We start from the raw sequence: 22541 nt of genomic DNA on the forward strand, positions 1-22541 counted from the left end.
CGAAAATTTGAGCAAGCAGGCGATGCCGATCGTGCTCTACTGTCTCCCGTGATCGGAGCTTTCAGCGATGCGCGCAGTCTTGGACTATTGCCGCGGCGGAACGGAACGGCAGGTGGCGGCCGGCACGTTGATCGTCACCGAGGGTGGCACCAGCGGCCATCTCTACGTGCTGATGAAGGGCAGGCTCGAGGTGCTTAAGGGCGAGATGGTGGTCGCCACCGTCGCCGAGCCAGGCGCGGTGCTGGGTGAAATGTCCGTGCTGCTCGAGCAGCCGCATACCGCGACGGTGCGGGCCTGCACCGACGCGGTCATCTACGAATTCGAGGATGCAGCATCGGTTCTCAGGCAGGAGCCGGGCGTCGCGCTGTTGATCGCGCGGATGCTGGCACAGCGGCTCAACGTCGCCAACACCTATCTCGCCGATCTCAAGCGGCAATATGCCGGTCACGGCACGCATCTGGCCATGGTTGGCGAAGTGCTCCAGAGCATGATCAACTTGCCGCCGCTTGAGGTCTCGCCAGGGTCGGATCGGCAATCCGATCCAAGAATGTGAGCCAGTCGGCCGGCGCCTCGATAGGGGCAGCGGGCCGCTTCAGCGGCGCGCCGAGGTCGATCCATTGGGCTTCGCCAGCCGCGAGCCAGAACGCCTGGTCTGCGTCGAGGTCCAGCACGATGCAGGTCGGTGGCCGGCCCGGCTGCAGTCCGGCGTTGAACACCCAGGTCTCGCCCAGCCGGTCGAACCACGAGCCGTCCTTGATGAAAGGCGACTGATGCACATGACCCGAGATCACCATCGAAGGCTGGTACTGCGTGATCCATTGCGCCAGCTCGACATCGCCGAAGAACCGCTTGCCGCCCCAGCTGGTCGGTGAATCGGCCGGTGGCGCGTGATGTGCCCAGATCCAACGCCGCGGCCGGAGGGCCGCAGCGTCTCCGAGCTGCGTGGCGATGAGCTGCTTAATTTGTGGTCCGTCCCACCACGGGCAAACCGTCAACAGCGTGTCGCCGATGGTGAAGCTGTCGCCGTCACAGGCAATGCCCAGCTCCCGCACCTCCGAGATCCAGCGCGAGATCTTCTCGCCTTCTGCACTGCGCTCGTCGAGGTCGTGATTGCCCGAGCAGAGGATCACGCGCGTCTTCGCGGCAAGCAGCGCGAGGTACCTCTTCACGACCACGATCTGCGCGCGAAAATCCACCGTTGAGCCGATGTCGAGCGCATCGCCGGCGAAGATCACGAGGTCGAATTGCGGCGCCGCGCTGACCAGCCAGTCGAACTGGGGCAGCGAATAGTGCAGGTCGGCGACGACCAGGCAGCGCATCGAAATCCGTTCGGAGCAGGTTGAAATGTCTGGAAATTCCAAAAATCACGAAGCAAGAAGCAGGCCAGCTCGGCCCGTCCTTCCGGCCAGGCAACAGGCGAAGGCATGCGCCGGCCGGCGCGCCGCCGAGACCCGGCGCCGCAGGGCTGGACCGGATCGCCGAATTCTGATGTCGTGGCGTGCCCTCAATTGCCCGTGTCAGATGCCCCCCTTCAAGACCATTCGCGCCCGCGCCGAGAAACGCAAGGGCGGACCCAAGGCCCTGGAAAAGCTGATGCCGGCGAAGCCCGACCTGAAGCGTCTGGCGAAGCTCGGCGACGATCGCATCCTGGCGGAGATGACGAAGCGTGTGTTCTGCGCCGGCTTTGCCTGGAGCGTGATCGAGACGAAATGGGACGGATTTGAAGACGCTTTCCTGCGTTTCCAGCCGGCCAAGCTCAGCTTCCAGCCCGAGGATTATTGGGAAGGCCTGCTGCGCGATGCGCGCATCGTGCGCAATGGTGCCAAGATCATGTCGGTGCGCGACAACGCTGCCTTCGTGCAGGAGATCGCGAAGGAGCACGGCAGCTTCGGCAAGTTTCTGGCGAAGTGGCCGTCGTCCGACGAGATCGGCCTGCTCGATCTCATGACCAAGCGCGGCAGCCGGCTCGGCGGCAATACCGGGCAGATGCTGCTGCGCTTCGTCGGGTGGGACGGCTTTGCGACCTCCGCAGACGTGGTGGCTTGCCTGCGCGATGCCGGTCTCGACATTGCCGAAGAGGTCAAGTCGAAGCGGGATCTCGCCAAGGTGCAGGCGCAGTTCAATGCCTGGGCCGAGGAGACCGGCCTGCCCTACACATATCTGTCACGCATCTGCGCGCTCTCGGTCGGTGAAAGCCGCAGCGCGTAGCAGGTCCCCCGATAAATCGTGTGCATCTTGTGGCGATCTCGTGCCGCGAGCGCGGCAGATGCAGCGCCCGATCACGAAATACATTTCTCGGGAACATTTGAGCGCAGCACCTGTTCGGAGTCGAGCCAGGCGGACAAAGGCGCAGGGAACGCGTGCTCCCGCCCTGGCCAACGAAACCGGACACAGAAACGGAGCAGCTCATGAAGCTCACATCCGAACAGGTGAAGCAGACCGTCAACCAACTCGGCGCTCAGGTGCTGCCCGACGAACACCCGGCCATGCCGCAACTCAACAGCATGTTCGGCGAGCATACCTTCTTCGTCGACGAAATGGGCCTCAAGGTCCTCGAACCCACACCATCGCTCGGTGCCGACCGCCAGAGCGGCGAAGTCGTCAGCCTCGCCGATTGGGGCGATTCCGACCTGACGCGCCTGATGGCGCACGAGCCCGAGCCGACCGGCGTGATCGTGGTGTTCGAGCACGTGAGGCATTGATTGCCCCGAGCGGGTCGAATTCCATCGGTGACGGGGCCTGAAAATCCCGTCACCATCGGCCGCGTGCCGCCTTGTGAGGCGGCTCCAGGAGCCGCAGCATCATGCTTCGATCGGAATTTCGATCGCGATCTGAGTCCCTGGACCCTTCCTGCTCTCTAGTCGCAGGCGCCCGTTCAGCGACGAGGCCACCAAATTGAATGCGATGTGCAGCCCGAGGCCGGCATGTCCGCTCTCACGACCGGTGGTGACGAACGGATCGAAGATCCGCGCCTGTAATTCCTCGGGTATCCCAACTCCGTCGTCGGCGCAGACCAGCCGGACCCGTTTCGCGTCCGGCTGGCTGACGGTGATTGCGAATCTGCCGTCTCTCTTGTCCGGGTACGCATGCCCTGCGGTATTGAGGGCGAGATTGCTGATCACCTGGGCGAGCGCTCCGGGGTAGCTGTTGAGCTTGATGCCCGCCGGGCATTGGACGTCGACCGCCAGAGCATGATGCGATAGCAGCGGCCCAAGCTTGGACATCAGCTCAGCCAGCCAATCCTTAAGCTCGAACGTGCGCCGGTCTTCATCGGCCTGGTGGACTGCGACCTGCCTGAAGCTGTGCACCATCTCGGATGCGCGATGCAGATTGTCGAAGGTCAGGTCGAGCCCCTGCTTGAGCCTGTCAATTCCCTTGGTCAGATCGGATCGGCGCACCGACGCTCCGCCCAATGCGTCGGCCATTGTCTGCAGATCGGTCTGCATGGTGGTCGAGGTCGTCAGGGCGAGGCCAAGCGGGGTGCTGACCTCGTGAGCGACACCGGCCACCAATCGACCAAGCGAGGCGAGTTTTTCTGCCTGCACCAGATGTTCCTGGGTCGCGCGCAGATCTCGCAGCGATTTCTCCGAGCGTTCCTTCTCCCGCTGCAGCGCCTCCGACGTTCGGAATTGCTTTCGCGCCCGGTATTCGCGCGCGGCCACGGCGTAGAGCGACAATGCGTAGGCGTTGCCGACGAGAGAATGATTGATGAATCGCAGGCCGATCGGCATCGTCGGTGCGAACGTCTCGGCGACCAGCAGCGCCAGCCACGACAACAGGCAGAAAATCGCCAGCGAGCCGATCCGCAATGGCAGCATGGTGGAGACGAACAGAATGATCATCATCATGCCGGGGGCGGCAAAGGTGAAGCCCGACGGCAGGACGAGATAGATGCTCGGAAGGATGCAGCCGGGAATGACGCAGTAGACGAGGAAAATCGTCTCCGCCCATGGCTTCATCAATCGCCGTGACAGTAACGCGGTCAGCGGGAGCAGCACGAACAGGGCGGTGCCGCCACGGATGGCCAGCGTGGTTGGAACGACTGCGGGATAGAGCACCCAATCCCAGAGGGTGTAGCCGGCATAGGTGGCGGCGCCGAGCAGCATCGCGATCTGCGTCCACCCGAGACTGCCTCGGACGTATTGGTCGACAAACCGGCGCTCCTCGATGCGGTCTTCGAAGCGCAAACCGAGGCGTATCAATAGAGCAAGCATTCCAGCATCAATCGCGAAAAACCGTGTTCTGGTGTCTCTACGACAGGTTTTGAGCCGCGTCGCGGATAAAGATGTCGCGTTCGCCGAGGGCCTGCCGGCCCCGTTCAAATGCCCAAGGTCAGCTGCGGCTCCGCCTCGTCCCCGATCTGGAGCGCGGACAGCGAGACACCCAGCAGCCTGACGCGCTTGGGCAATGGCATCTCGACTTCGAGCAGGCCGCACGCCAGCCGCTCCAGATCGTCCCGCCCCGCGACCGCCGCTGCGACAGACCTGCTGCGTGTGATGATCTCGAAGTCGGCAAACTTGATCTTCAGCGTGACGGTGCGGCCGCGATTGCCGGTCGCCTCGCAATGCCGCCAGACCTTGTCGACGAGAGGTCTTAGCTCGGCGGCGAGCGCGTCATATTCGGCAAGGTCGGTCGAGAACGTGGTCTCCGCGCCGATGGACTTGCGGATCCGGTTGGCCCGGACCGGCCGATCGTCGACGCCGCGTGAGATCCAGTAATAGTACGCACCTGACTTGCCGAAATTCGCATTCATGAACTCCAGCGTCTGGTTGCGAATGTCGAGACCGGTGAACAGGCCGAGCGCGTTCATCTTCGCAGCCGTCGCCGGGCCTATGCCGTGGAACCTGCCGACCGGCAGCGTCTCGACGAAAGCCGGCCCCATCTCAGGCGAGATCACGAACTGGCCGTTGGGCTTGCGATGATCGGAGGCGAGCTTGGCCAGAAACTTGTTGTAGGAGATGCCCGCCGACGCGTTGAGGTCAGTCTCGGCCTTGATCTTCCCGCGGATCTTCAGCGCGATGTCGCGCGCCAGCGGGATTCCTTGCAGGTTCTCTGTCACATCGAGATAGGCCTCGTCGAGCGACAAGGGTTCGATGATGGGCGTGTGCTCGGCAAAGATGTCGCGGATCTGCCTGGAGATCGCCTTGTAGACCTCGAAACGCGGCTTGACGAAGATCAGATCGGGACACTGCCGCTTCGCAGTGACCGATGGCATCGCGGAGCGAACGCCGAACTGGCGGGCCTCGTAGCTGGCGGCCGCGACGACGCCGCGTTCCGCGGAGCCTCCGACCGCGACCGGCCTGCCGCGCAGCTCCGGATTATCGCGCTGCTCCACCGACGCATAGAAGGCATCCATGTCGATATGGATGATCTTGCGGACGGGCGAGGCTTCGCCGGTCACCGTGTCGGATTCGCTCATGGAAGGATGATACAATTGCGCGATGAAATGCGCGAGGTGATGGATGCTGCAGCTGTTGTTGTTCGTGGTGGGCGTGGTCGGCACCGGCTGGCTGATCGGCGCAACCAATCTCCCCGGAGACTGGTATGCCGGCCTCGCCAAACCGGCGTTCGTGCCACCGAACTGGGCGTTCCCGGTGGCCTGGACCCTGCTCTACATCATGATCGCCATCGCGGGCTGGCGGACCTTTCGCCGTGAAGCCGGGGGCAAAGCGATGACGGCCTGGGCTGCGCAACTGGCGCTCAACTTCGCCTGGTCTCCGGTCATGTTCACGATGCACCAGATCGGCGCTGCGCTCGTCATTCTCATCGGCCTGTTCGTCGCGATCGTGACCTATATCAGTCTCGAGGCATCACGAGACAGGCTGGCCGCCGCATTGTTCGTGCCCTACGCAGCCTGGGTCGCGTTTGCCGGCGTGCTCAATGCGGCCATCTGGCGTTTGAATTGAGGCGTTCAGTCTCGACCAGTTCAAAGAGCAATCTCAGGCTTGTGAGTGGCAAGCATGGTCGCGCGACCTAATATGAGCGCACGGAGGACAGCCAATGCAATACAGCTCCGAGCTCATTCACACGATGCGTCAAGCGCTGGAGACCGTGATGGCGAGCGTACCGGCCCATCAATCGGTGTTCGGCCTGAAAGCGGCTGTGGCCGAATGCATCCTAAATGCCGCCGCACATGGCCAGACGTCATATGACGGGCTGGTCTCGTCCGCCTCCGACCAGCTCCAGGCGATTGTCGCGATGCTGACGTGAGCGTCGGCCTGAAACGGCCGTAGGACTGGCGCGCCACGGCCGATGAAGATGGGCACTATTGCTTCGCCGTAGCGCTATGACGCGGCGGCCGGCGACGCGATCACGCCCGATAACCAGCGACGGACTGCGATCTTGTGCTACGCCTCATAGGCTGTTGTCCTCCCGATTTCGCGGTTGCGGCCATTTCGATCAATCTCGGGAACAGCGCGGTGGGCCAAGAAGAGGCATCGCTATCTTCCCCGCTCGTCAAGAATGTTTAGGGCACGGACCTGTTTCCGAGTTACGGTCGCTTAGTTTGAAAAGCCGCACGGCACAGTCCGTTAACTCGGCACGATTTTCGCCAAGCCTTTAGAGACCGTTAAGTTAAGAAGACATTCTCCTAAAAGTTGTAAGGCGCCCAAACAGGCAACCAGATGTTAGGAAACGCTGTCCAGTGTTGGCCAGAACGGATCCAATTTTTCGCCGATGACCAACTAAGGGTGAATGCCGTGCCGGCAAGTCTCAGGATTCCAGGCCGCTACTATTTTGCAATTTTTGTCTTGGCCTGCGCTACTCTTTCTTTCCAGATCCTGATCACGCGCTTTTTTAGCGTGATGCTATACTACCACTTCGCGTTCGCGGCCATTTCGCTTGCGATGCTCGGACTGACGCGCGGCGCGATGGAGGTCTACAACAACGCCGAGCGTTACGGGCCCGAGGCAGTGGGCCCCGAGTTCGCACGCCACGCCTCGTGGTTCGCAGTCTCGGGTGTTGGCGCGATGGTCGCCTTCCTCTGCGTGCCTCTCGTGATTCCTGCAGTCCTCGCGCAGGGCGCTCTCGCGCTTGCGGCCCTGGCATTCGTGATCCCCTTCAGCGAAAGCGGCATCTGCATCACGCTGCTGCTCACGCGTCTTCCGTATGCCGGTGGCTGGCTCTATGCCGCGGATCTGACCGGGGCCGCGTTCGGATGCCTCGGCATCATCTTCGCTTTGCTCGTCGTCGATCCCGTCAGCGCCACGTTGTGGCTCGGTGCCTTTGCCGCAGGTGCGGGCTGGATGGTGGTCCGCAGCGGCGGCGATGTCGGCAGCCGGCGACTGAGCGGTGTGGTCGCGCTGACGCTGGCGACTACGGCCGCCCTGCATACTGGTCTTGATGTTGCTGGCAAAAGTCACCTTGGAGTGTTCTGGGCCAAGGGGCGGGAGGAGACCGGGACACTGTTCGAGCGCTGGAACACATATTCCCGTGTACGAGTGAGGCCGCTCGGAGAGACAGTTCCGTTCGGCTGGGGCTTTGCCCGCGATCCCAAGGTAAAGATCGACCAGAACTATCTGGATATCGACTCCGACGCGGCTACCGTCATCACCCGGCACGACGGCGATCTCGACAAGCTGTCCTATCTGAAAGACGACGTTATCAATGCGGCCTACCTAGTTCAGCCGCCAACAGACGTGGCTGTCATCGGCGTCGGCGGCGGGCGCGACATCCTTTCTGCACTTTTGTTTGGCGCGAAGCGCATCCGCGGAATCGAGATCAACCCCGCCATTTTCGAGGTCCTGACCGACAAATTCGCCGAATTCTCCGGCCATCTTGATCGTCAGCCGGGTGTGAAGCTGGTGAACGCCGAAGCACGCAGCTACATCAATCATTCTTCCGATCGGTATGATCTCGTCCAGATTTCGCTGATCGACACCTGGGCCGCCACGGCCGCCGGCGGGCTGACGCTGACGGAAAATCGCCTCTATACCGTGGAGGCCTGGGGCGACTTCTACCGTGCCTTGAAGCCCGGCGGGCTGCTGTCGATCTCGCGTTGGTACGATCCCACGAATCATAGCGGAGAATTTTACCGGCTTGTGGCGATCGCCGCCAACGCACTACAGCGGCACGGTGTACCCGTGGGCGAACTCGCGCGGCATGTGATCGCCGTCAACGCTGGTCCTATCGTGACCGTCATCACCCGCCCCGACGCCGTCACGGACGCCGAATGGCAAAGCGCGCGGGTAAGACTTGCTGCACAGGGCTTCAAGATTATCCTGGCACCCGACGTCGCTTTCGACGCCATCACTTCTAAATTGCTCTCCGGCAACGCAGGCCCTGCTTTCTTGGCGTCATTGCCGGAGAATATCACCGCTTCGACCGACGATAGTCCGTTCTTCTTCTTCACGCAGCGCTTTACGAATTTCATCACCAAACCGTCGTCCACCGTCACGAACAACAATGTGGCCATCAGCATGATCTTGCTGGTGCTCGGTGTCGCGCTCGGCGCTTGCGCATATTATATCGTCGTTCCGTTTGTGCGTCTGGCACGACAGATGCCGCTATCGAGACTGACGCCGCCGGTGGTCTATTTCAGCGCGATCGGCCTCGGATTTATGCTGATCGAAGTCTCGCAGATGCAGCGGTTAATGGTCTTTCTCGGACATCCCGTTTACGGATTGAGCGTCGTTCTCTTCACCATTCTCATCTTCAGCGGTATCGGCAGTGCGACGGTTGGTGCGCTAACCCCTCATCGCGGCGTAGTGCTCGGCCGGGTGGCTGCTCTCCTCGTCACGCTCACCGTGGCGGGCTTCCTTACACCGCTGGTGAGCACCTGGGCGCGGTCGGAAGCGACCGACATCCGGATACTGATCTCCGTCTCCTTGTTAGCGCCGCCGGCGTTCTGCATGGGCATGATGTTCCCGCTCGGCTTAAGCATCTGGCGCCGCCACTCGGAAATACTTCCGTTCCTTTGGAGCGCCAACGGCATTACCTCGATGCTAGCCTCGGTGCTGGGCGTGACCCTTTCCATCCTGTTCGGCATCGCCTCGACATATGCGTTGGGCGTCGCCCTCTACGTTGTCTCTGCCGCCCTGCTCGCCCTCAGGCGTAAGGAAAGTCATCCCGTTCTGCCTGTGGTCGAGCTGATCCAGGGACCAGGACTGGTACCGGACGACGTTGCCTCTCCGATCGGTTCGCCCATTCCGTCGCCGCAGGCCGCCGCGAGGACGTGAACGAGCTGATCGCGCTCGCGAAGGCGAAGTCCGGCGCGATCAATGTCGGGGTGTCGGGGAACGGTACGACCAATCATCTCGCCGGCGAGGACGCAGCGCCCGCGAAAACGCCCGCGCGCGTCCTTAACATCACCAGTTTTGTACCGACGTGGCGCACCCGACACGATTCGAACGTGTGACCTTTGCCTTCGGAGGGCAACGCTCTATCCAGCTGAGCTACGGGTGCAGTGCTCGCTCATTTAGCCGATTGGCGCGGGGCGGGCAACCGGTTCTCGCCACATTGCGCTTAAGCGGTTTTGCGCTGGAAAGGGCCTGGAACCGCTGCGGCCTCCCTACCGAGGCTTGCGAATTCGGCGAGCACCCTTTCGGCGCAGATGACGCGGTTGCGGCCGAGGCGTTTGGCCACATAGAGCGCCTCGTCGGCCGCGCCCAGCAGCCGGTCGGGCCCGCCATCGGCGCCGCCGGGAATGTGGCTGGCGACCCCGACGCTGAGGGTGACGTGGTCGCCGGCGCCGATGGCGCCATGGGCGATCCGCAAGGCGATGACGGCGCAGCGGATCTCGTCGGCGATGACGCAGGCGGTATCGCAATCCATGTCCGGCAGGATCAGCGCGAACTCCTCGCCGCCATAACGGCTGGCGAGATCGAGCGGGCGCACGGCATGCCGGCTGACGACCGAAGCGACCGCGCGCAGGCATTCGTCGCCGATCTGGTGGCCGTGGTGGTCGTTGAACAGCTTGAAATGATCGACGTCGACGAACAGCAGCGCAAGCGGCTTCTGCGTGCGATGGGCGCGGGCCCATTCGGTCATCAGCATCTGGTCGAACGAGCGGCGGTTCGACAGGCCGGTCAACCCGTCCTTGGTGGCGAGCTCCTTCAGCGCCATCTCGGCGCGCTTCTGGTCGGTGAGGTCGCGCAGCGTCTCCACCACGGCGATCAGATGGCCGGCCTCGTCGTGGATCGGGCCGGCGTCGATGGCGAGATAAAGCTGGCTGCCGAGCTTCGGCATCGTGCACCAGTTTTCCGCGGAAAAGCCGAGCCCGTTATGGCCGCGCGCGGCGTATTCCGAATAGAACTCCGGAAGCCGCTCGGGCCGGTCGAGCGCGACGAGATCGGCAAGGCAGGGGCGTCTCGTCTCGTAGAAGGCCTGCCAGTGCTTGTTGGTGCCGATCACCTCGGATGCGGCGAGGCCGGTCAACCGCTCGCAGGCCCTGTTCCAGATCACGACGCGGCGCTTGGGATCGATCACGAAGGTCGGCACCACCAGATGCTGCATCAGCCGCACGGCATAGGAATCCGCGACGTCGACCGTCTTGGCCGAAATCTTCGCCGAAGGCTTGCGCGAAGACTTGGCCGACGTCTTGCTCGACGACTTCACAGATTTCGTCATCAGGCCACCGCCGCCACCGGCAAGGCTCCGGGCAAGCCATTGCCCGAGCCGAACAGTTTCCGCACCTCGCTGGCCGGCTTCGGCGGGCTGAACAGATAGCCCTGCATCTGCGTGCAGCCGAGCGCGCGCAGCATCTCGCGCTGCGCCTCGGTCTCGACGCCCTCGGCGACCGTGGTCATGCTGCTGGCGGCCGCGATGTTCACCACCGCCTGCACGATCACGGGTGCACCGCTCGTCTCCGCGATGTCGGCGACGAAGCAGCGATCGATCTTGATCTTGTCGAACGGGAAGCGCTTGAGATAGCTGAGCGAGGAGTAGCCGGTGCCGAAATCGTCGAGCGCGATGCGTACGCCGATCGAGCGGAGCTGGTGCAGGATCGAGAGCGCAGCTTCGTCGTCGCGGATCAGCACGGCCTCGGTGATCTCGAGCTCGAGCCGGCGCGGGTCCAGCCCGGAGGCGGCGAGTGCGCCCGCGATCCGCAGCGCCAGCGTGTCGCATTTGAGCTGCACCGGCGACACGTTGACCGCGACGCGGATATGCGTCGGCCAGGTCGCGGCCTCGTTGCAGGCCATGCGCAGCACCCAGTCGCCGAGCTCGTTGATCAGGCCGGTGTCCTCGGCGACGGGAATGAACTCGGCCGGCGAGACCATGCCGCGTTCGGGATGGCGCCAGCGCAGCAATGCCTCGCAGCCCGCCACGTCGTTGGTGCGCAGGTCGACCAGCGGCTGATAGTGAATCTCGAAGCCGCCGTTCACCAGGGCCTGCCGCAGATCCTGCTCCATGCTCAGGCGCGCCTTGGCGTAGGCATCCATCTCCGGCTCGAAGAAGCGGTGGGTGCGGCGCCCCTCGGCCTTGGCGCCGTACATCGCGAGATCGGCGTTCTTGATGAGCTGGTCGAGATCGGTGCCGTCCTGCGGCGCCAGCGCGATCCCGATGCTCGCGTCGGTGGAGAGCTGATGGCCGAGACAGTGATAGGGCTGTCGGATCGCCTCGTAGATCCGCGTCACGAAGGCCAGCACGTCGGCAGGGGACTGGATGCCGGTCTGGATCACGGCGAACTCGTCGCCGCCGAGCCGCGCGATCAGGTCGTCCTGCTTGAGGCAGCCGCGGAGGCGGCCTGCGATCGCCTTCAACAGCTCGTCGCCAACGTGGTGGCCGAGCGAATCGTTGATGCCCTTGAATTCGTCGACGTCGATGTAGAGCAGCGCGAACTGCGCGCCATCGGCGACCTTCGCCAGCTCGCGTTCGATCTGCTCGCGGAACAGCGTGCGGTTCGGCAGGTCGGTCAGCGCATCGTAATGCGCCATATGCGCGATCTTTTCGTGGGCGCGCCGCCGCTCGGTGACGTCCTCGACGACATTGATGATGTAGCGCGGCTCGCCGGACTTGTCGCGGATGCCGATCCGGGTCGAGGTGATATAGCGCCGGCCGGTGGCCGGGGTATTCCAGATGTGCTCATCCAGGAACAGGCCGTTCGGCGATTGCAGCAGCTTGTCGTCGTCCCGGGTGATGATCTCGGCGTCTTCCGTCGGGTAAAGGTCGAACGCGCTCTTGCCGACGATCGTCTCCGGCGTTTCGCCGAGCTGTTGCTCGGCCACCTGGTTGGCCAGGAGGTAGCGCCGCGTTCGGGCATCCTTCACGGTGATCCGCGAAGGAATATGGTCGATGATCTCGCGCAGGAAGGTGTGGTTGCGATCGCGCTCCTGTTCCAGATGGCGGCGATCGGTGATGTCTTCGATCGTCGCGACCCAGCCGCCCTGGGCGAGCGGGGTGTTGATGACCTGGAAGGCGCGGCCATTGGCCAGTTGATGAATTCGCGTGGAGACCGTGCCTTCGGCGACGACCCTCATGACGTCAGCGCAAAATTCCTCGACGTCGCCGTCAAACGCGCCGCGCTCCTGACGATGATACATCGCCTCGCGGATGTGACAGCCGGGCTTGATGACGTCGTGGGAGAGGCCGAACATGTCGGCGTAGCGTCGGTTGCAGGTGACGATGGTGCCGCTCGCGTCGTAGAGGATCAGCCCCTGCGTCATGTTGTTCAAGGCGGTGTCGAGCCGCAGTCGCTCCGCTTCCAGCCGTTCCTGCGCTTCGCGGTTCTGCCGGTTGATCAGGCGGATGATCAGATAGAGGATCAGCGCGATCACGGCAGCCGAAAGCGCGGCGGTCGTGACCATGAAGCCGGTCTGCTGCCGCCAGTCCGCGAGGGCCGCGACTGTCGTGTTGGTGGCGACGATGACCAGCGGAAAATGCGTCAGCGACGCCGCTGAGCCGAGCCGCTCCTCGCCGTCGAGCGGGCTCCTGACGCGGAGCGTCTGCTGACCGCCCTTGGTCAGCACCTTCCGCATCAGCGGTGCATCCTTGAAGCTCCGTCCGATCAGCTCCTCATGATGCGGATAACGCGCCAGCATCTTGCCTTCGCGATCGAACAGCGAGATGGCCGTGCCCTCGGCAAGCGCGACCGATGCGAAATAATGCTGGTAGCTGTCTGGATCGATCCGGCGGACCATCGCGCCGAGGAAGGTGCCGTCCGCACCGTTCAAGCGGCGCGCCACGATCGTGGTCCATTTGTTGATGATGAAGCTGCGGACTGATTCCAGCAGCACCGGTTCGGACTGCGGATTGGTCTTGAATGTCTGAAAGTAGGCCCGCGACGAAACGTTGATCTTGGGCAGGGGCTGGGCCCGCGACCAGTTGATCAGCTCGCCGTCGGCATCGTAGATCGCGATATCGCCGAGGTAAGACACGGAGCTGATCTTGCTGCGCAGCATCTGGTTCGCCGCAGCCCCGGACATGCGCTCGCGGAACATCGCCGGCGAGGTGATCTCCGTCAGGCTCATCTGATTGATCAGATCGGCGGCGACGACGTCGGAGTCCTCGAACTGCTGATCAAAATGCCGGGCGATCAGCTGGACCGTGTTTTCCAGCTCGCGCTCGCGGTTGGCCAGGGTGCGCTCGCGAAATTCACCGACGGCCACGGCCGTCACACCGAAGATGCCCGCGACCAGCAACACGCCGCACAGGATCAGCCACAGGACAGGACCACGTCGCGCCAAGGCCTCCCAGCCGTTCCTTGCGGCTAGAGACATTCCGGCTGCCACCGTGGAAAAGACCTGGCGCATTCCCCCTCCCTGGAGGAACACGAATACACCGCACAAATGGCCTAAACCTTAGGAAAGCCAGTTACCTAAGCATTAATCCAGTTGCGCAATCGCGCCCGTATGCAGCAGAGCGGGAATCGCGTCGTGGTTGTGCGGTGGGTATAGCAATCGCCGCACTGCATCATTAATCGCGCCTTAATGCGAACTGCCGGCGCTCTTGCCGCCAGCGGGATTACGCAGCCGCCCGACCACGCCGGTCGGGAAGAAGTAGACGCTGGCGATGAACAGCAGGCCGAGCCACAGCAGCCAGCGGTCGGGATGCAGCAGCCCCGGCAGCAGCGGCAAGCCGGCCTCCGACGCCGCCGTGGAGGCGACGCCCATCAGCGACTGCAAATAGTTCTGGGCGAGGATGAAGATGGTGGCGCCGATGATCGCGCCGTAGATCGTGCCCATGCCGCCGATCACGACCATCAGCAGGATGTCCAGCATGATCGAGAAGCTGAGCGAGGTGTCGGGACCGGCATAGCGCAGCCACAGCGCATTCAGGATGCCGGCACTGGCGGCGACCAGCGCGGCGATGCAGTTGGCATAGGTCAGGTGGAACACCGTGCGGAAGCCGAGTGCCTCGGCGCGAAAGCGATTCTCGCGGATTGCCTGCAGCACACGCCCGAACGGCGAGTTCACGACGCGCAGCAGTGCGAGGATCATCAGGGCCGAGATGGCGAACACCAGGTAGTAGGTCAGGATCCGGCCGTTGACCTCGAAGCCGACCAGGCTCTTTGGGATCAGCACCGTGCCGGGGCGGAGCAACTGGGGCAGCTGGAAGCTGCGCCCGTCCTCGCCGCCGGTCAGCCAGGACAGCTGCGAAGCCAGCACCTGGAAGGCGGAGGCGACCGCGAGCGTGATCATGGCAAAGAAGATCGCGGCGACCCGCAGCGAAAACAGCCCGATGGCGAGCGCGAGCAGGGCCGCGAGCGGTAGGCCGACGACGATGCCGGTGGCGACCGCCGCCCAATTCGGGCCCATCCCGTACAGCGCGATGGCGATCGCGTAGCTGCCGATGCCGTAGAACATGGTGTGGGCGAACGACACCGAGCCGGTATAGCCGAGCAGGAGGTCGTAGGAGGCGACCAGCGCGGCGAAGACGCAGATCTTGGCGGCGACGTTCAATGCCTTGGCACCCGGAAACAGGAACGGCGTCGCCGCCAGCGCCAGGATGATGACGACGAGAACGAGGGTGAGGATTCGGCTACGCGGCGGATCGCCTGACAGGATCATCATCGGCTGGTCACCGCATAGAGGCCGCGCGGCCGCCACATCAGAATGGCGACCATCAGCAGGATGTTGGAGACGAGGGCAAGTTTCGGCACCAGGAAGCCGCCGTAATTGGCAACCATGGCCACGAGGATCGCACCGATGAAGCAGCCGCCGATCGACCCCAAGCCGCCGATGATGACCACGATGAAGATCAAGACGGTGAGGTCGTCGCTCATGGAGGCATGGACCTGCTCGCGATAGAGCGCCCACATCACGCCGCCGAGGCCGGCCAGCGCCGATCCCGTCATGAACACGCCAAGAAACAGCCGGCGGATGCGATAGCCGAGCGCTTCCACCATCTCGCGGTTCTCCACGCCGGCGCGGATCAGGAGCCCGAGCTTGGTGCGGTTGAGCACGAGCTGGATCGCGATGAAGACGGCAAGGCCGATCAGCATCGCCAGCACGCGGTATTTGGCGATCGCGACGTCGCCGAGGATGAAGGAGCCGCGCAGCGAGGCCGGTAGCGGCATCGGGATGATCTGCGGCCCCCACAGCGCATAGAGGGTCTGCTCGGCGACGATCAGGCCGCCGGTGGTCATCAGGATCTGCTTCAGGTGCTGGCCGTAGACCGGCAGGATCAGCACGCGCTCGACGACGAGGCCAAGGGCGCCCGACACCGCCATCGAGAGCAGAGCGGCCGGCGCCAGCACGGCGAGGTTCATCCAAAGCGAATCCGCCTGAATGGAGGCTGCGAACGGCGCCAGCACCAGGGTCGCGACATAGGCGCCGACGGCGATGAAGGCGCCGTGGCCGAAATTGAGCACGTCCATCAGGCCGAACACCAGCGTCAGGCCCGAGGCCATGATGAAGATCATCATGCCCATGGCGAGGCTCGCGGCGGTCAGCGTCAGCCAGGTGCTGGGCGAGCCGATCAGCGGGATGGTCACGAGTGCGAGCGCGACCGGCAGCAGGATCGGCGCGATGTCGCGCTTCGGCTTCGGCAGCGGATCGGTTGCGGCAAGGTCAGTCACTGATGCGCCTCCAGGCTCAAGCCGAGCAGCCGCTCCTGTAGCGGCACGTCGGCGGCGAGCGCCGCCATCTCGCCGCGATGGACGATGGTGCCGTTGTCCATCACGAGCACGTTGTCGCCGAGCTCGCGGGCGGCAAAGAAATTCTGCTCGACCAGGAGGATGGTTGCGCCCTTGCGCTTGATCTCCTTCAGGCACTCGATCAGCGCCATCACGATCGCCGGCGCGAGCCCCTTGGTCGGTTCGTCGATCAGCAAGAGCTTGCGCGGCTCGATGATGGCGCGCGCGATCGAGAGCATCTGTTTCTGCCCGCCCGAGAGGCTTCCCGCCCGCGACAGCCAGAACCGCCGCAGCGCCGGGAAGAAACCAAAAATCCAGTCGAGCTGCTTGTCGTCCAGCGGCCCGTCGCGCGCCGCCAGCACCAGGTTTTCCTTCACGGTGAGATCGGAGAACACCGCCATGCTCTCCGGAACGTATCCGACACCGAGCCTTGCGATGTCGGGCGTGGCACGGCCCTCGATACGATCGCCGGAGAGGCTGATCTCGCCCGATGAAGCTTGCCACAGCCCCATGATGGTACGCAGCGTCGTGGTCTTGCCGGCGCCGTTGCGGCCGAGCAGCATCGTGGTCTGCCCCTGCGGGACGGCGAGGTCGATGCCCTGGAGGATGTGGTAGCGGCCGATATGTGTGTGGACGCCGGAGAGTTTCAGGAGATCGGTCATGCCGCGCTCCCTGCAGCTGTCTTGGGCGCGACACCGAGATAGGCTTCCTGCACGATCGGCGAGGCGATCACTTCGGCAGGCGGGCCGTCGGCGACGAGCTGGCCGTTATGCAGCACGATGATGCGGTCGGCGAGCGAGCGCACCACGTCCATCTTGTGCTCGACGAGAAGGATGATCTTGCTCCTGTCCTGCTTGAGCTGCGCGATCAGGTTGAGCACCACAGGCACCTCGTCGATGCTCATGCCGGCGGTCGGCTCGTCGAACATGAACACTTTCGGCTCCAGCGCGATCATCAGCGCCACCTCGAGCTTGCGCTGGTCGCCATGCGACAGCGCGGTCGCGGCGACGCCGCGGCGGCTGCCGAGCGCGACCTGGTCGAGGATGGCGTCGGCGTGGGCGATCAGCTCGCGGCGCACCATCCAGGGCCGCAGCATGTCGTAATGGGTGCCGTTCGCCGCCTGCACTGCGAGGCGGACGTTCTCTTCCACGGTGAGGTTCGGAAAGAGGTTTGTCAGTTGGAATGCGCGCCCGAGGCCGGCGCGCGTCCGCATCGGCGCGGAGTGCTGGGTGATGTCGGTGCCGTCGAAGAGGATGCTGCCGTTCGAGGCGCGTAGCTGGCCCGAGATCAGATTGAAATAGGTGGTCTTGCCGGCGCCGTTCGGCCCGACGATCGCGGTAAGCTCGCCCGGACGGAACGTGCAGGTCACGCTGTTGACCGCAACATGGCCGCCGAAGCGGATGGTGAGGTCGCGAGTTTCGAGGGTGAGCGTCATTGTTTGGCAAATGATGAGATGAGGAAGTATCCGCGATCACAGTGGGCTCCCTCCCCCGCTTGCGGGGGAGGGGTGGGGAGAGGGTATTTCCGCACGCGAGAACCCCCAAGGGGAGAGAGCCCTCTCCCGGCTCCCCCGCAAGCGGGGGAGGTGAAGTAAGAAACGTCAGCGCTTGTTGCGAACGGGAACGTCCATATCCTCGATCTTCAGCTCGCGCACCGGCTCGAGCACGGCCCAGGCGACGTTCGGATCGACCTTGACCTTGAAGGCGTACATGCTCTGCAGCGCCTGATGGTCTTCCTTCCGGAACACCATCTTGCCCTTCGGCGTGTCGAACTCCAGGCCTTCCATCGCCGTGATCAGCTTCTCGCTGTCGGTCGACTTCGCCTTGGTGACGGCGGCGACGACGGACATCGCGGCGGCAAAGCCGCCCGCGGTGAAGAAGTCCGGCGGCGCGTTGAAGCGCTTCTGGTGCTCGGCGACGAGCCAGTCGTTCACAGGGTTTTTCGGAATCTCGTAGAAATAATAGGTCGCGCCTTCCATGCCGGGCAGGCCCTTATAGGCGGCGAGCGCCGGCAGGATGTTGCCGCCGGTGGAGAGCTCGATGCCGTAGCGCTTCGGGTCCATGTCTTGCAGCTTGGCCAGCGGATTGCCGGCGCCGGCCCAGATCACCCAGATGACCTTGCGGCCCGGCTTGTCCTTCAGCGCGTCGAACAGGCGCTGGCCGACCGCGGTGAAGTCGGTGGTCGAGGTCGGGGCATATTCTTCGGCAGCGAGCGTCGCGCCGGTCTTGGCGAGTGCCTCCTTGAAGGCGGCGACGCCATCGCGGCCGAACGCATAGTCCTGCGCCAGCGTTGCGACGGTGACGCCCTGCTTGCCGATCGCGACCGCATTGGAGATCGCGTCCTGCGAGGAGTTGCGCGCGGTGCGAAAGATGTAGCGATTCCACTTCTCGCCGGTAATCTGGTCCGCGACGGCGGGCTCGACGATCAGGATCTTCTTGTTCTCCTCGGCGACCGGGAGAATGGCGAGCGCCGCAGCCGACGAGGTCGTGCCGATCGCGATGTCGGCCTTGTCGTCCTGATAGGCTTCGGCGAGCGCGGCCTTGGCGAGGTCCGGCTTGCCCTGGTCGTCCTTGGTGATGATGACGATCTTGCGGCCATCGAGGGTCATCGTGCCCTTGGTGGCGTATTCGAAGCCCATCTTCAGGCCGGTCTCGGTCTGCTTGGCGTAGGCCTCGAGCGGACCGGTCTTGCCGTAGATCAGCGCGACCTTGAGATCGTCGGCCTGCACGGAGGTGCCCGCAGCGAGTCCGAGAATGGTTGTTGTTATGATGAGTGATCGACGCACGATGGTCCCTCCTGATTTAACGTTTCTCGGCAACAGCGATTTGCATAACACTACGAACATTGCAATTGAACCTTCCGGCCGAGCGCGTCGGCCTTTCGAGCATGCATCATTTTTGGGCTGGCCGCGCATCGCCGGCTCCCTCGGCCTGACGCCGATCCGACTGCGCCTCATCAGCGCTTTCGAAAATGTGCGGCGCGACGCCGCGCTTCTCCAGGGCTTCGCCGAGCTTGATGCGCAGGAAGCCCGACGTGGTGTAGCGCGACACGCCGGAATAGAAGCGATCGACCAGGCTGCGCACCATCGCCGAATAATCGTCCATCAACTCCGGCAGGATGGAAAAATTGTCATAATTGACGATGGCGTAGACCCGGCGGCCAAGCGGAGCGAGCCTGGCTTCGACGATACCAGCGATGGTGTCGATCTCGGCCTTGCTGCGTAGCGGATAGCGCTCGAGATTGACGAAGAACAGGTTCTGCTGCTCGTCCAGCGTGAAGCGCTGGTCGAGCGGGATGGTGAGCAGGCGCTCGCGCAAATCCATCAGACCTTCGCGGAAGATGCGATCGTCCATCAGCGCCGGGTCGCGCGGGATCAGCGGCTTGAAGTCCATCAGGCGCAGAATGTCGCGCTCGATGTCGATGCCGGGCGCGACTTCCGTGAGCTCGAGCCCGTCGGGCCTGAGCTCGAACACGCAGCGCTCGGTGACATAAAGCGTGCGCTGCTTGCGCGCGGCCGCGAACGGGCCGCTGAAGGTGACGTGCTCGACGCGGTCGACGAACTTGCGTGATGTGGCCTCGTCGAGAATGACGAGCTTGCCGTCCTTCACGGCGATGCGCTGCTTGCCCGCGCCGAAGGTGCCGACGAAGATGACCTCCTTGGCGTTCTGGCTGATGTTGATGAAGCCGCCGGCGCCGGCAAGCTTCGGCCCGAACTTGCTGACATTGAGGTTGCCGGCGCGATCGACCTGGGCGAGCCCGAGGAAGGCGGCGTCCAAGCCGCCGCCGTCGTAGAAGTCGAACTGATAAGGCTGGTCGATCACCGCCTGGGTGTTGATCGCCGCGCCGAAATCGATGCCGCTCGCGGGGATGCCGCCGATCACGCCCGGTTCGGCCGTCAACGTGATGAGGTCGATAATCCGCTCCTCATTGGCGACGGAGGCGATCCCCTCGGGCATGCCGATGCCGAGATTGACGACGCTGTTGGCCTTCAGCTCCAGGGCGGCGCGACGGGCGATGATCTTGCGCTCGCTGACCGGCATCACCGGCAGCGAGGCGGCACGGACGCGGATCTCGCTGGAGAAGGCCGGATTGTATTGCGTGCCGAAGGTCTGCCAGTGATTCTCGGGCCTCGCCACCACGACGCAGTCGACGAGGATGCCGGGAATCTTGACTTGGCGTGGGTTGAGGCTGCCGGCCTCGGCCACGCGTTCGACCTGGGCAATGACGATGCCGCCGGAATTATGCGCTGCCATCGCGATGGCGAGCGCTTCCAGCGTCAGCGCCTCCTTCTCCATGGTAAGGTTGCCGTCGGGATCGCCCGTCGTGGCGCGGATGATCCCGACTTGAATCGGAAACGTCTTGTAGAGCAGGCATTCTTCGCCGTCGATCTTGATCAGTTCCACAAGCTCTTCGGTGGTGCGCGCATTCAGCTTGCCGCCGCCCTGCCGCGGATCGACGAAGGTGCCCATGCCGACGCGGGTGATGTGGCCGGGCCGGTGCGCCGCGATGTCGCGAAACAGATGCGTGATCACGCCCTGCGGCAGATTATAGGCCTCGATCTGGCTCGCGATCGCAAGCTGCTGCAATTTCGGCGCAAGGCCCCAATGTCCGCCGATCACGCGGCGGACCAAGCCTTCATGCGCGAAATGGTTGAGGCCGCGATTCTTGCCGTCGCCCTGGCCCGCCGCGTAGACCAGCGTCAGATTGCGCGGCTTGCCCTGCGTATAGGGGGCATCGCCCTCGTGGGAGAGATAGAGCTCTTCCAGTGCGATCGCGATCTCCTCGGCAAAGCCGATGCCGACGAAGCCGCCGGTCGCGACCGTGTCGCCGTCACGGATCAGCATGACGGCTTCCGCCGCGGTGACGACTTTGCCCTTCTCGGAATTGCGCAAATAGGGCAAGGCAGGATGCTGGCTCATGGCATTCCCTCCCATGTCTGTTGCGGACCGCATGCCGGCTCTTCTCGTTTGCCTCTATTCGTATCGCGCGGAGCGGCTGGCGACCAGCCACTCCGGCGTCGCGGGGGCCGCACTCAGCCCGTTCAGGGCTGGGCGACCTTGCGTGTTTCGGTGGCGAAATAGACCGAGACGATGGTGATCAGCGCCAGCGCGATCATGTAGAGCGAGATCGGCCAGGTCGCCGGCGCGTAGGCCGTCATCAGTCCCGTCGCGATCAGCGGCGACAGCGCGCCGGCGAAGATCGAGGCCAGGTTGTAGCCGAGCGAGACGCCGCTGTAGCGCACCTTGGTGCCGAACAGCTCCGACAGGAAGCTCGCCTGCGGGCCGTACATCGCGGCATGACCGATGGCGAGGCCGAGCACGATCGCGATCCAGGCATATTGCGGGTTCCTGGTCGCCAGCAGCGTGAACAGCGGGAACGACATCAGCGCCGAGAACACCGCGCCGAAAATGTAGATCGGTCGCCGCCCGAGCCGGTCGGAGAGTGCACCGAAGGCCGGGATGGTGAAGGTCTCGATCGCCGCGCCGATCAGCACGCCATTGAGCATGTCCTGCTTGTTCATGCCGAGCGATTGCGTGGCATAGGCGAGCACGAAGGTCGCGTAGATGTAGAAGAAGCCGTTTTCGGCGAAGCGCGCGCCCATCGCGAGCAGGATGTTCTTGGGATACATCCTGATCGCCTCCAGGATCGGCATCTTCACTTCCTGCTTGGTATCCTTGACCTTCTGGAACTCCGGGGATTCGGCGATGGTGAAGCGGATCCACAGGCCGACCAGCACCAGCGCGATCGAGAACAGGAAGGGGATGCGCCAGCCCCACGCCAGCAGCTGCGCGTCGGTCAGCATCGCCGATACCACCGAAAAGACCAGCGTGCCGAGCACGAGGCCGAGCGGTGCGCCGAGCTGCGGCCAGCTGCCGTAAAAGCCCTTCTTGTCCTCGGGCGCATGCTCGACCGCCATCAGCACCGCACCGCCCCATTCGCCGCCAAGGCCAAAGCCCTGGATCAGGCGGCACGTGACGAGCAGGACCGCGGCCCAGATGCCCGCGGTCTCGTAGGTCGGCAGGAATCCGATCGCCGCGGTCGCCACGCCCATGATCAGCAGCGTCAGATAGAGCATGGTCTTGCGGCCGATCTTGTCGCCGTAATGCCCGAACACGACGCCGCCGAGCGGGCGCGCGACGAAGCCGAGCGCGTAGGTCGCGAACGCCAGCAGTGTTCCCATCATGGGGTCGAAGGTCGGAAAGAACAGCTTGTTGAAGATCAGCGCCGCGGCGGTGCCGTAGAGGAAGAAGTCATACCACTCGATGGCGGTGCCGATCAGGCTCGCGGTGGCGACTGTGACATGCGAGGGCTGCTTCGCCTGAAGCTGATGGACCGAGATCGCTTCACTCATCCTTGCGTCCTCCCTGATTTGCGAAATGCGCATGTGCAGCATGCGTCATTGTGCAAAGCGAAGAGCAAGGTCCGCGCCAGATGCTGTTGGCTCGCGCAAACCGGCTTAAATTCCGGCAATTTCCGCATTGGTGCCCGGACAGAGCCGTTCGGTGCCTTGTCCGGAATCCGAGACTCC

The 22541-nt window shown here is 63.8% G+C and carries 19 protein-coding genes and 1 tRNA gene; 7 read left to right on the plus strand and 13 right to left on the minus strand.

Annotation, left to right across the window (positions count from 1 at the left end; genetic code table 11):
• Nucleotides 1-67: 67 nt before the first annotated feature.
• Nucleotides 68-553, plus strand: coding sequence for a Crp/Fnr family transcriptional regulator (locus tag BM190_RS01465; RefSeq protein ID WP_018319486.1), 486 nt, complete (start codon nt 68-70; stop codon nt 551-553).
• Here the strand turns inward: BM190_RS01465 and BM190_RS01470 are convergent.
• Entirely contained in the window at nt 492-1319 is an 828-nt protein-coding gene (locus BM190_RS01470; protein WP_092251536.1) for a metallophosphoesterase family protein, read from the minus strand. The genes BM190_RS01465 and BM190_RS01470 overlap by 62 nt on opposite strands.
• 202 nt (nt 1320-1521) lie before the next feature.
• On the opposite strand from BM190_RS01470, the gene BM190_RS01475 reads away from it, so the two are divergent.
• Both BM190_RS01475 and BM190_RS01480 read left to right on the plus strand, forming a co-directional pair.
• Complete coding sequence (locus BM190_RS01475) at nt 1522-2208, plus strand: DNA-3-methyladenine glycosylase I (protein ID WP_092251537.1); 687 nt, start codon at nt 1522-1524, stop codon at nt 2206-2208.
• 200 nt (nt 2209-2408) lie between these two features.
• Complete coding sequence (locus BM190_RS01480; protein ID WP_018319488.1) at nt 2409-2702, plus strand: hypothetical protein; 294 nt, start codon at nt 2409-2411, stop codon at nt 2700-2702.
• 99 nt (nt 2703-2801) lie between these two features.
• Here BM190_RS01480 and BM190_RS01485 read toward each other — a convergent pair whose 3' ends face one another.
• Nucleotides 2802-4214: a sensor histidine kinase gene (locus tag BM190_RS01485; RefSeq protein ID WP_092251538.1), complete on the minus strand. Its 1413-nt coding sequence runs from the start codon at nt 4212-4214 to the stop codon at nt 2802-2804.
• 104 nt (nt 4215-4318) lie between these two features.
• Nucleotides 4319-5419 carry a DNA polymerase IV gene (gene dinB, locus BM190_RS01490; RefSeq protein ID WP_092251539.1) on the minus strand — a complete coding sequence of 367 codons (1101 nt, stop codon included), beginning with the start codon at nt 5417-5419 and terminating at the stop codon, nt 4319-4321.
• Between the two features lie 43 nt (nt 5420-5462).
• On the opposite strand from dinB, the gene BM190_RS01495 reads away from it, so the two are divergent.
• The 4 genes from BM190_RS01495 (at nt 5463) to BM190_RS01510 (ending at nt 9355) form a co-directional block, all read left to right on the plus strand.
• On the plus strand, nt 5463-5906 hold the full coding sequence (locus BM190_RS01495) for a TspO/MBR family protein (RefSeq protein WP_092251540.1): 444 nt from the start codon (nt 5463-5465) through the stop codon (nt 5904-5906).
• A gap of 94 nt (nt 5907-6000) precedes the next feature.
• Entirely contained in the window at nt 6001-6210 is a 210-nt protein-coding gene (locus tag BM190_RS01500; protein WP_038949391.1) for a hypothetical protein, read from the plus strand.
• A 488-nt stretch (nt 6211-6698) separates the two neighbouring features.
• On the plus strand, nt 6699-9176 hold the full coding sequence (locus BM190_RS01505; RefSeq protein ID WP_244550562.1) for a polyamine aminopropyltransferase: 2478 nt from the start codon (nt 6699-6701) through the stop codon (nt 9174-9176).
• Nucleotides 9173-9355, plus strand: coding sequence for a hypothetical protein (locus BM190_RS01510; protein ID WP_092251542.1), 183 nt, complete (start codon nt 9173-9175; stop codon nt 9353-9355). The genes BM190_RS01505 and BM190_RS01510 overlap by 4 nt, the downstream gene beginning before the upstream one ends.
• Here BM190_RS01510 and BM190_RS01515 read toward each other — a convergent pair.
• From BM190_RS01515 to BM190_RS01560, 10 genes are all read right to left on the minus strand, one after another.
• Nucleotides 9326-9402: transfer RNA gene (locus BM190_RS01515), tRNA-Arg, on the minus strand. The two genes, BM190_RS01510 and BM190_RS01515, sit on opposite strands and share 30 nt — an antisense overlap.
• Nucleotides 9403-9462: 60 nt before the next feature.
• Nucleotides 9463-10452 (minus strand): sensor domain-containing diguanylate cyclase, encoded by a 990-nt coding sequence (locus BM190_RS01520; RefSeq protein ID WP_244550574.1) that lies wholly within the window; start codon nt 10450-10452, stop codon nt 9463-9465.
• A gap of 113 nt (nt 10453-10565) precedes the next feature.
• Nucleotides 10566-13688, minus strand: a complete 3123-nt coding sequence (locus BM190_RS01525) for a bifunctional diguanylate cyclase/phosphodiesterase (RefSeq protein ID WP_177236846.1) — start codon at nt 13686-13688, stop codon at nt 10566-10568.
• A gap of 174 nt (nt 13689-13862) precedes the next feature.
• On the minus strand, nt 13863-14948 hold the full coding sequence (locus BM190_RS01530) for a branched-chain amino acid ABC transporter permease (protein ID WP_177236847.1): 1086 nt from the start codon (nt 14946-14948) through the stop codon (nt 13863-13865).
• On the minus strand, nt 14945-15955 hold the full coding sequence (locus tag BM190_RS01535; RefSeq protein WP_018319497.1) for a branched-chain amino acid ABC transporter permease: 1011 nt from the start codon (nt 15953-15955) through the stop codon (nt 14945-14947). The genes BM190_RS01530 and BM190_RS01535 overlap by 4 nt, the downstream gene beginning before the upstream one ends.
• Nucleotides 15952-16674, minus strand: a complete 723-nt coding sequence (locus BM190_RS01540) for a branched-chain amino acid ABC transporter ATP-binding protein (protein WP_092251545.1) — start codon at nt 16672-16674, stop codon at nt 15952-15954. The genes BM190_RS01535 and BM190_RS01540 overlap by 4 nt, the downstream gene beginning before the upstream one ends.
• Entirely contained in the window at nt 16671-17447 is a 777-nt protein-coding gene (locus tag BM190_RS01545) for an ABC transporter ATP-binding protein (RefSeq protein ID WP_092251546.1), read from the minus strand. The genes BM190_RS01540 and BM190_RS01545 overlap by 4 nt, the downstream gene beginning before the upstream one ends.
• 165 nt (nt 17448-17612) lie before the next feature.
• Nucleotides 17613-18797: a substrate-binding domain-containing protein gene (locus tag BM190_RS01550; protein WP_177236848.1), complete on the minus strand. Its 1185-nt coding sequence runs from the start codon at nt 18795-18797 to the stop codon at nt 17613-17615.
• A gap of 106 nt (nt 18798-18903) precedes the next feature.
• Nucleotides 18904-20931, minus strand: a complete 2028-nt coding sequence (locus BM190_RS01555; protein WP_092251548.1) for an acyl CoA:acetate/3-ketoacid CoA transferase — start codon at nt 20929-20931, stop codon at nt 18904-18906.
• A 122-nt stretch (nt 20932-21053) separates the two neighbouring features.
• Entirely contained in the window at nt 21054-22364 is a 1311-nt protein-coding gene (locus BM190_RS01560; protein WP_177236849.1) for an MFS transporter, read from the minus strand.
• Nucleotides 22365-22541 lie beyond the last annotated feature (177 nt).

It is taken from the genome of Bradyrhizobium sp. Rc3b (genome assembly GCF_900114915.1).
Classification (GTDB): domain Bacteria; phylum Pseudomonadota; class Alphaproteobacteria; order Rhizobiales; family Xanthobacteraceae; genus Bradyrhizobium.

Coding starts and splice junctions, on each gene's coding strand:
- BM190_RS01475 (WP_092251537.1), top strand. CDS start 1,522: ATGCCCCCCTTCAAGACCATTCGCGCCCGCGCCGAGAAACGCAAGGGC.
- BM190_RS01530 (WP_177236847.1), bottom strand. CDS start 14,948: ATGATGATCCTGTCAGGCGATCCGCCGCGTAGCCGAATCCTCACCCTC.
- BM190_RS01525 (WP_177236846.1), bottom strand. CDS start 13,688: ATGCGCCAGGTCTTTTCCACGGTGGCAGCCGGAATGTCTCTAGCCGCA.
- BM190_RS01480 (WP_018319488.1), top strand. CDS start 2,409: ATGAAGCTCACATCCGAACAGGTGAAGCAGACCGTCAACCAACTCGGC.
- BM190_RS01560 (WP_177236849.1), bottom strand. CDS start 22,364: ATGAGTGAAGCGATCTCGGTCCATCAGCTTCAGGCGAAGCAGCCCTCG.
- BM190_RS01495 (WP_092251540.1), top strand. CDS start 5,463: ATGCTGCAGCTGTTGTTGTTCGTGGTGGGCGTGGTCGGCACCGGCTGG.
- BM190_RS01540 (WP_092251545.1), bottom strand. CDS start 16,674: ATGACCGATCTCCTGAAACTCTCCGGCGTCCACACACATATCGGCCGC.
- BM190_RS01545 (WP_092251546.1), bottom strand. CDS start 17,447: ATGACGCTCACCCTCGAAACTCGCGACCTCACCATCCGCTTCGGCGGC.
- BM190_RS01520 (WP_244550574.1), bottom strand. CDS start 10,452: ATGCAGCATCTGGTGGTGCCGACCTTCGTGATCGATCCCAAGCGCCGC.
- BM190_RS01500 (WP_038949391.1), top strand. CDS start 6,001: ATGCAATACAGCTCCGAGCTCATTCACACGATGCGTCAAGCGCTGGAG.
- dinB (WP_092251539.1), bottom strand. CDS start 5,419: ATGAGCGAATCCGACACGGTGACCGGCGAAGCCTCGCCCGTCCGCAAG.
- BM190_RS01470 (WP_092251536.1), bottom strand. CDS start 1,319: ATGCGCTGCCTGGTCGTCGCCGACCTGCACTATTCGCTGCCCCAGTTC.
- BM190_RS01555 (WP_092251548.1), bottom strand. CDS start 20,931: ATGAGCCAGCATCCTGCCTTGCCCTATTTGCGCAATTCCGAGAAGGGC.
- BM190_RS01485 (WP_092251538.1), bottom strand. CDS start 4,214: ATGCTTGCTCTATTGATACGCCTCGGTTTGCGCTTCGAAGACCGCATC.
- BM190_RS01465 (WP_018319486.1), top strand. CDS start 68: ATGCGCGCAGTCTTGGACTATTGCCGCGGCGGAACGGAACGGCAGGTG.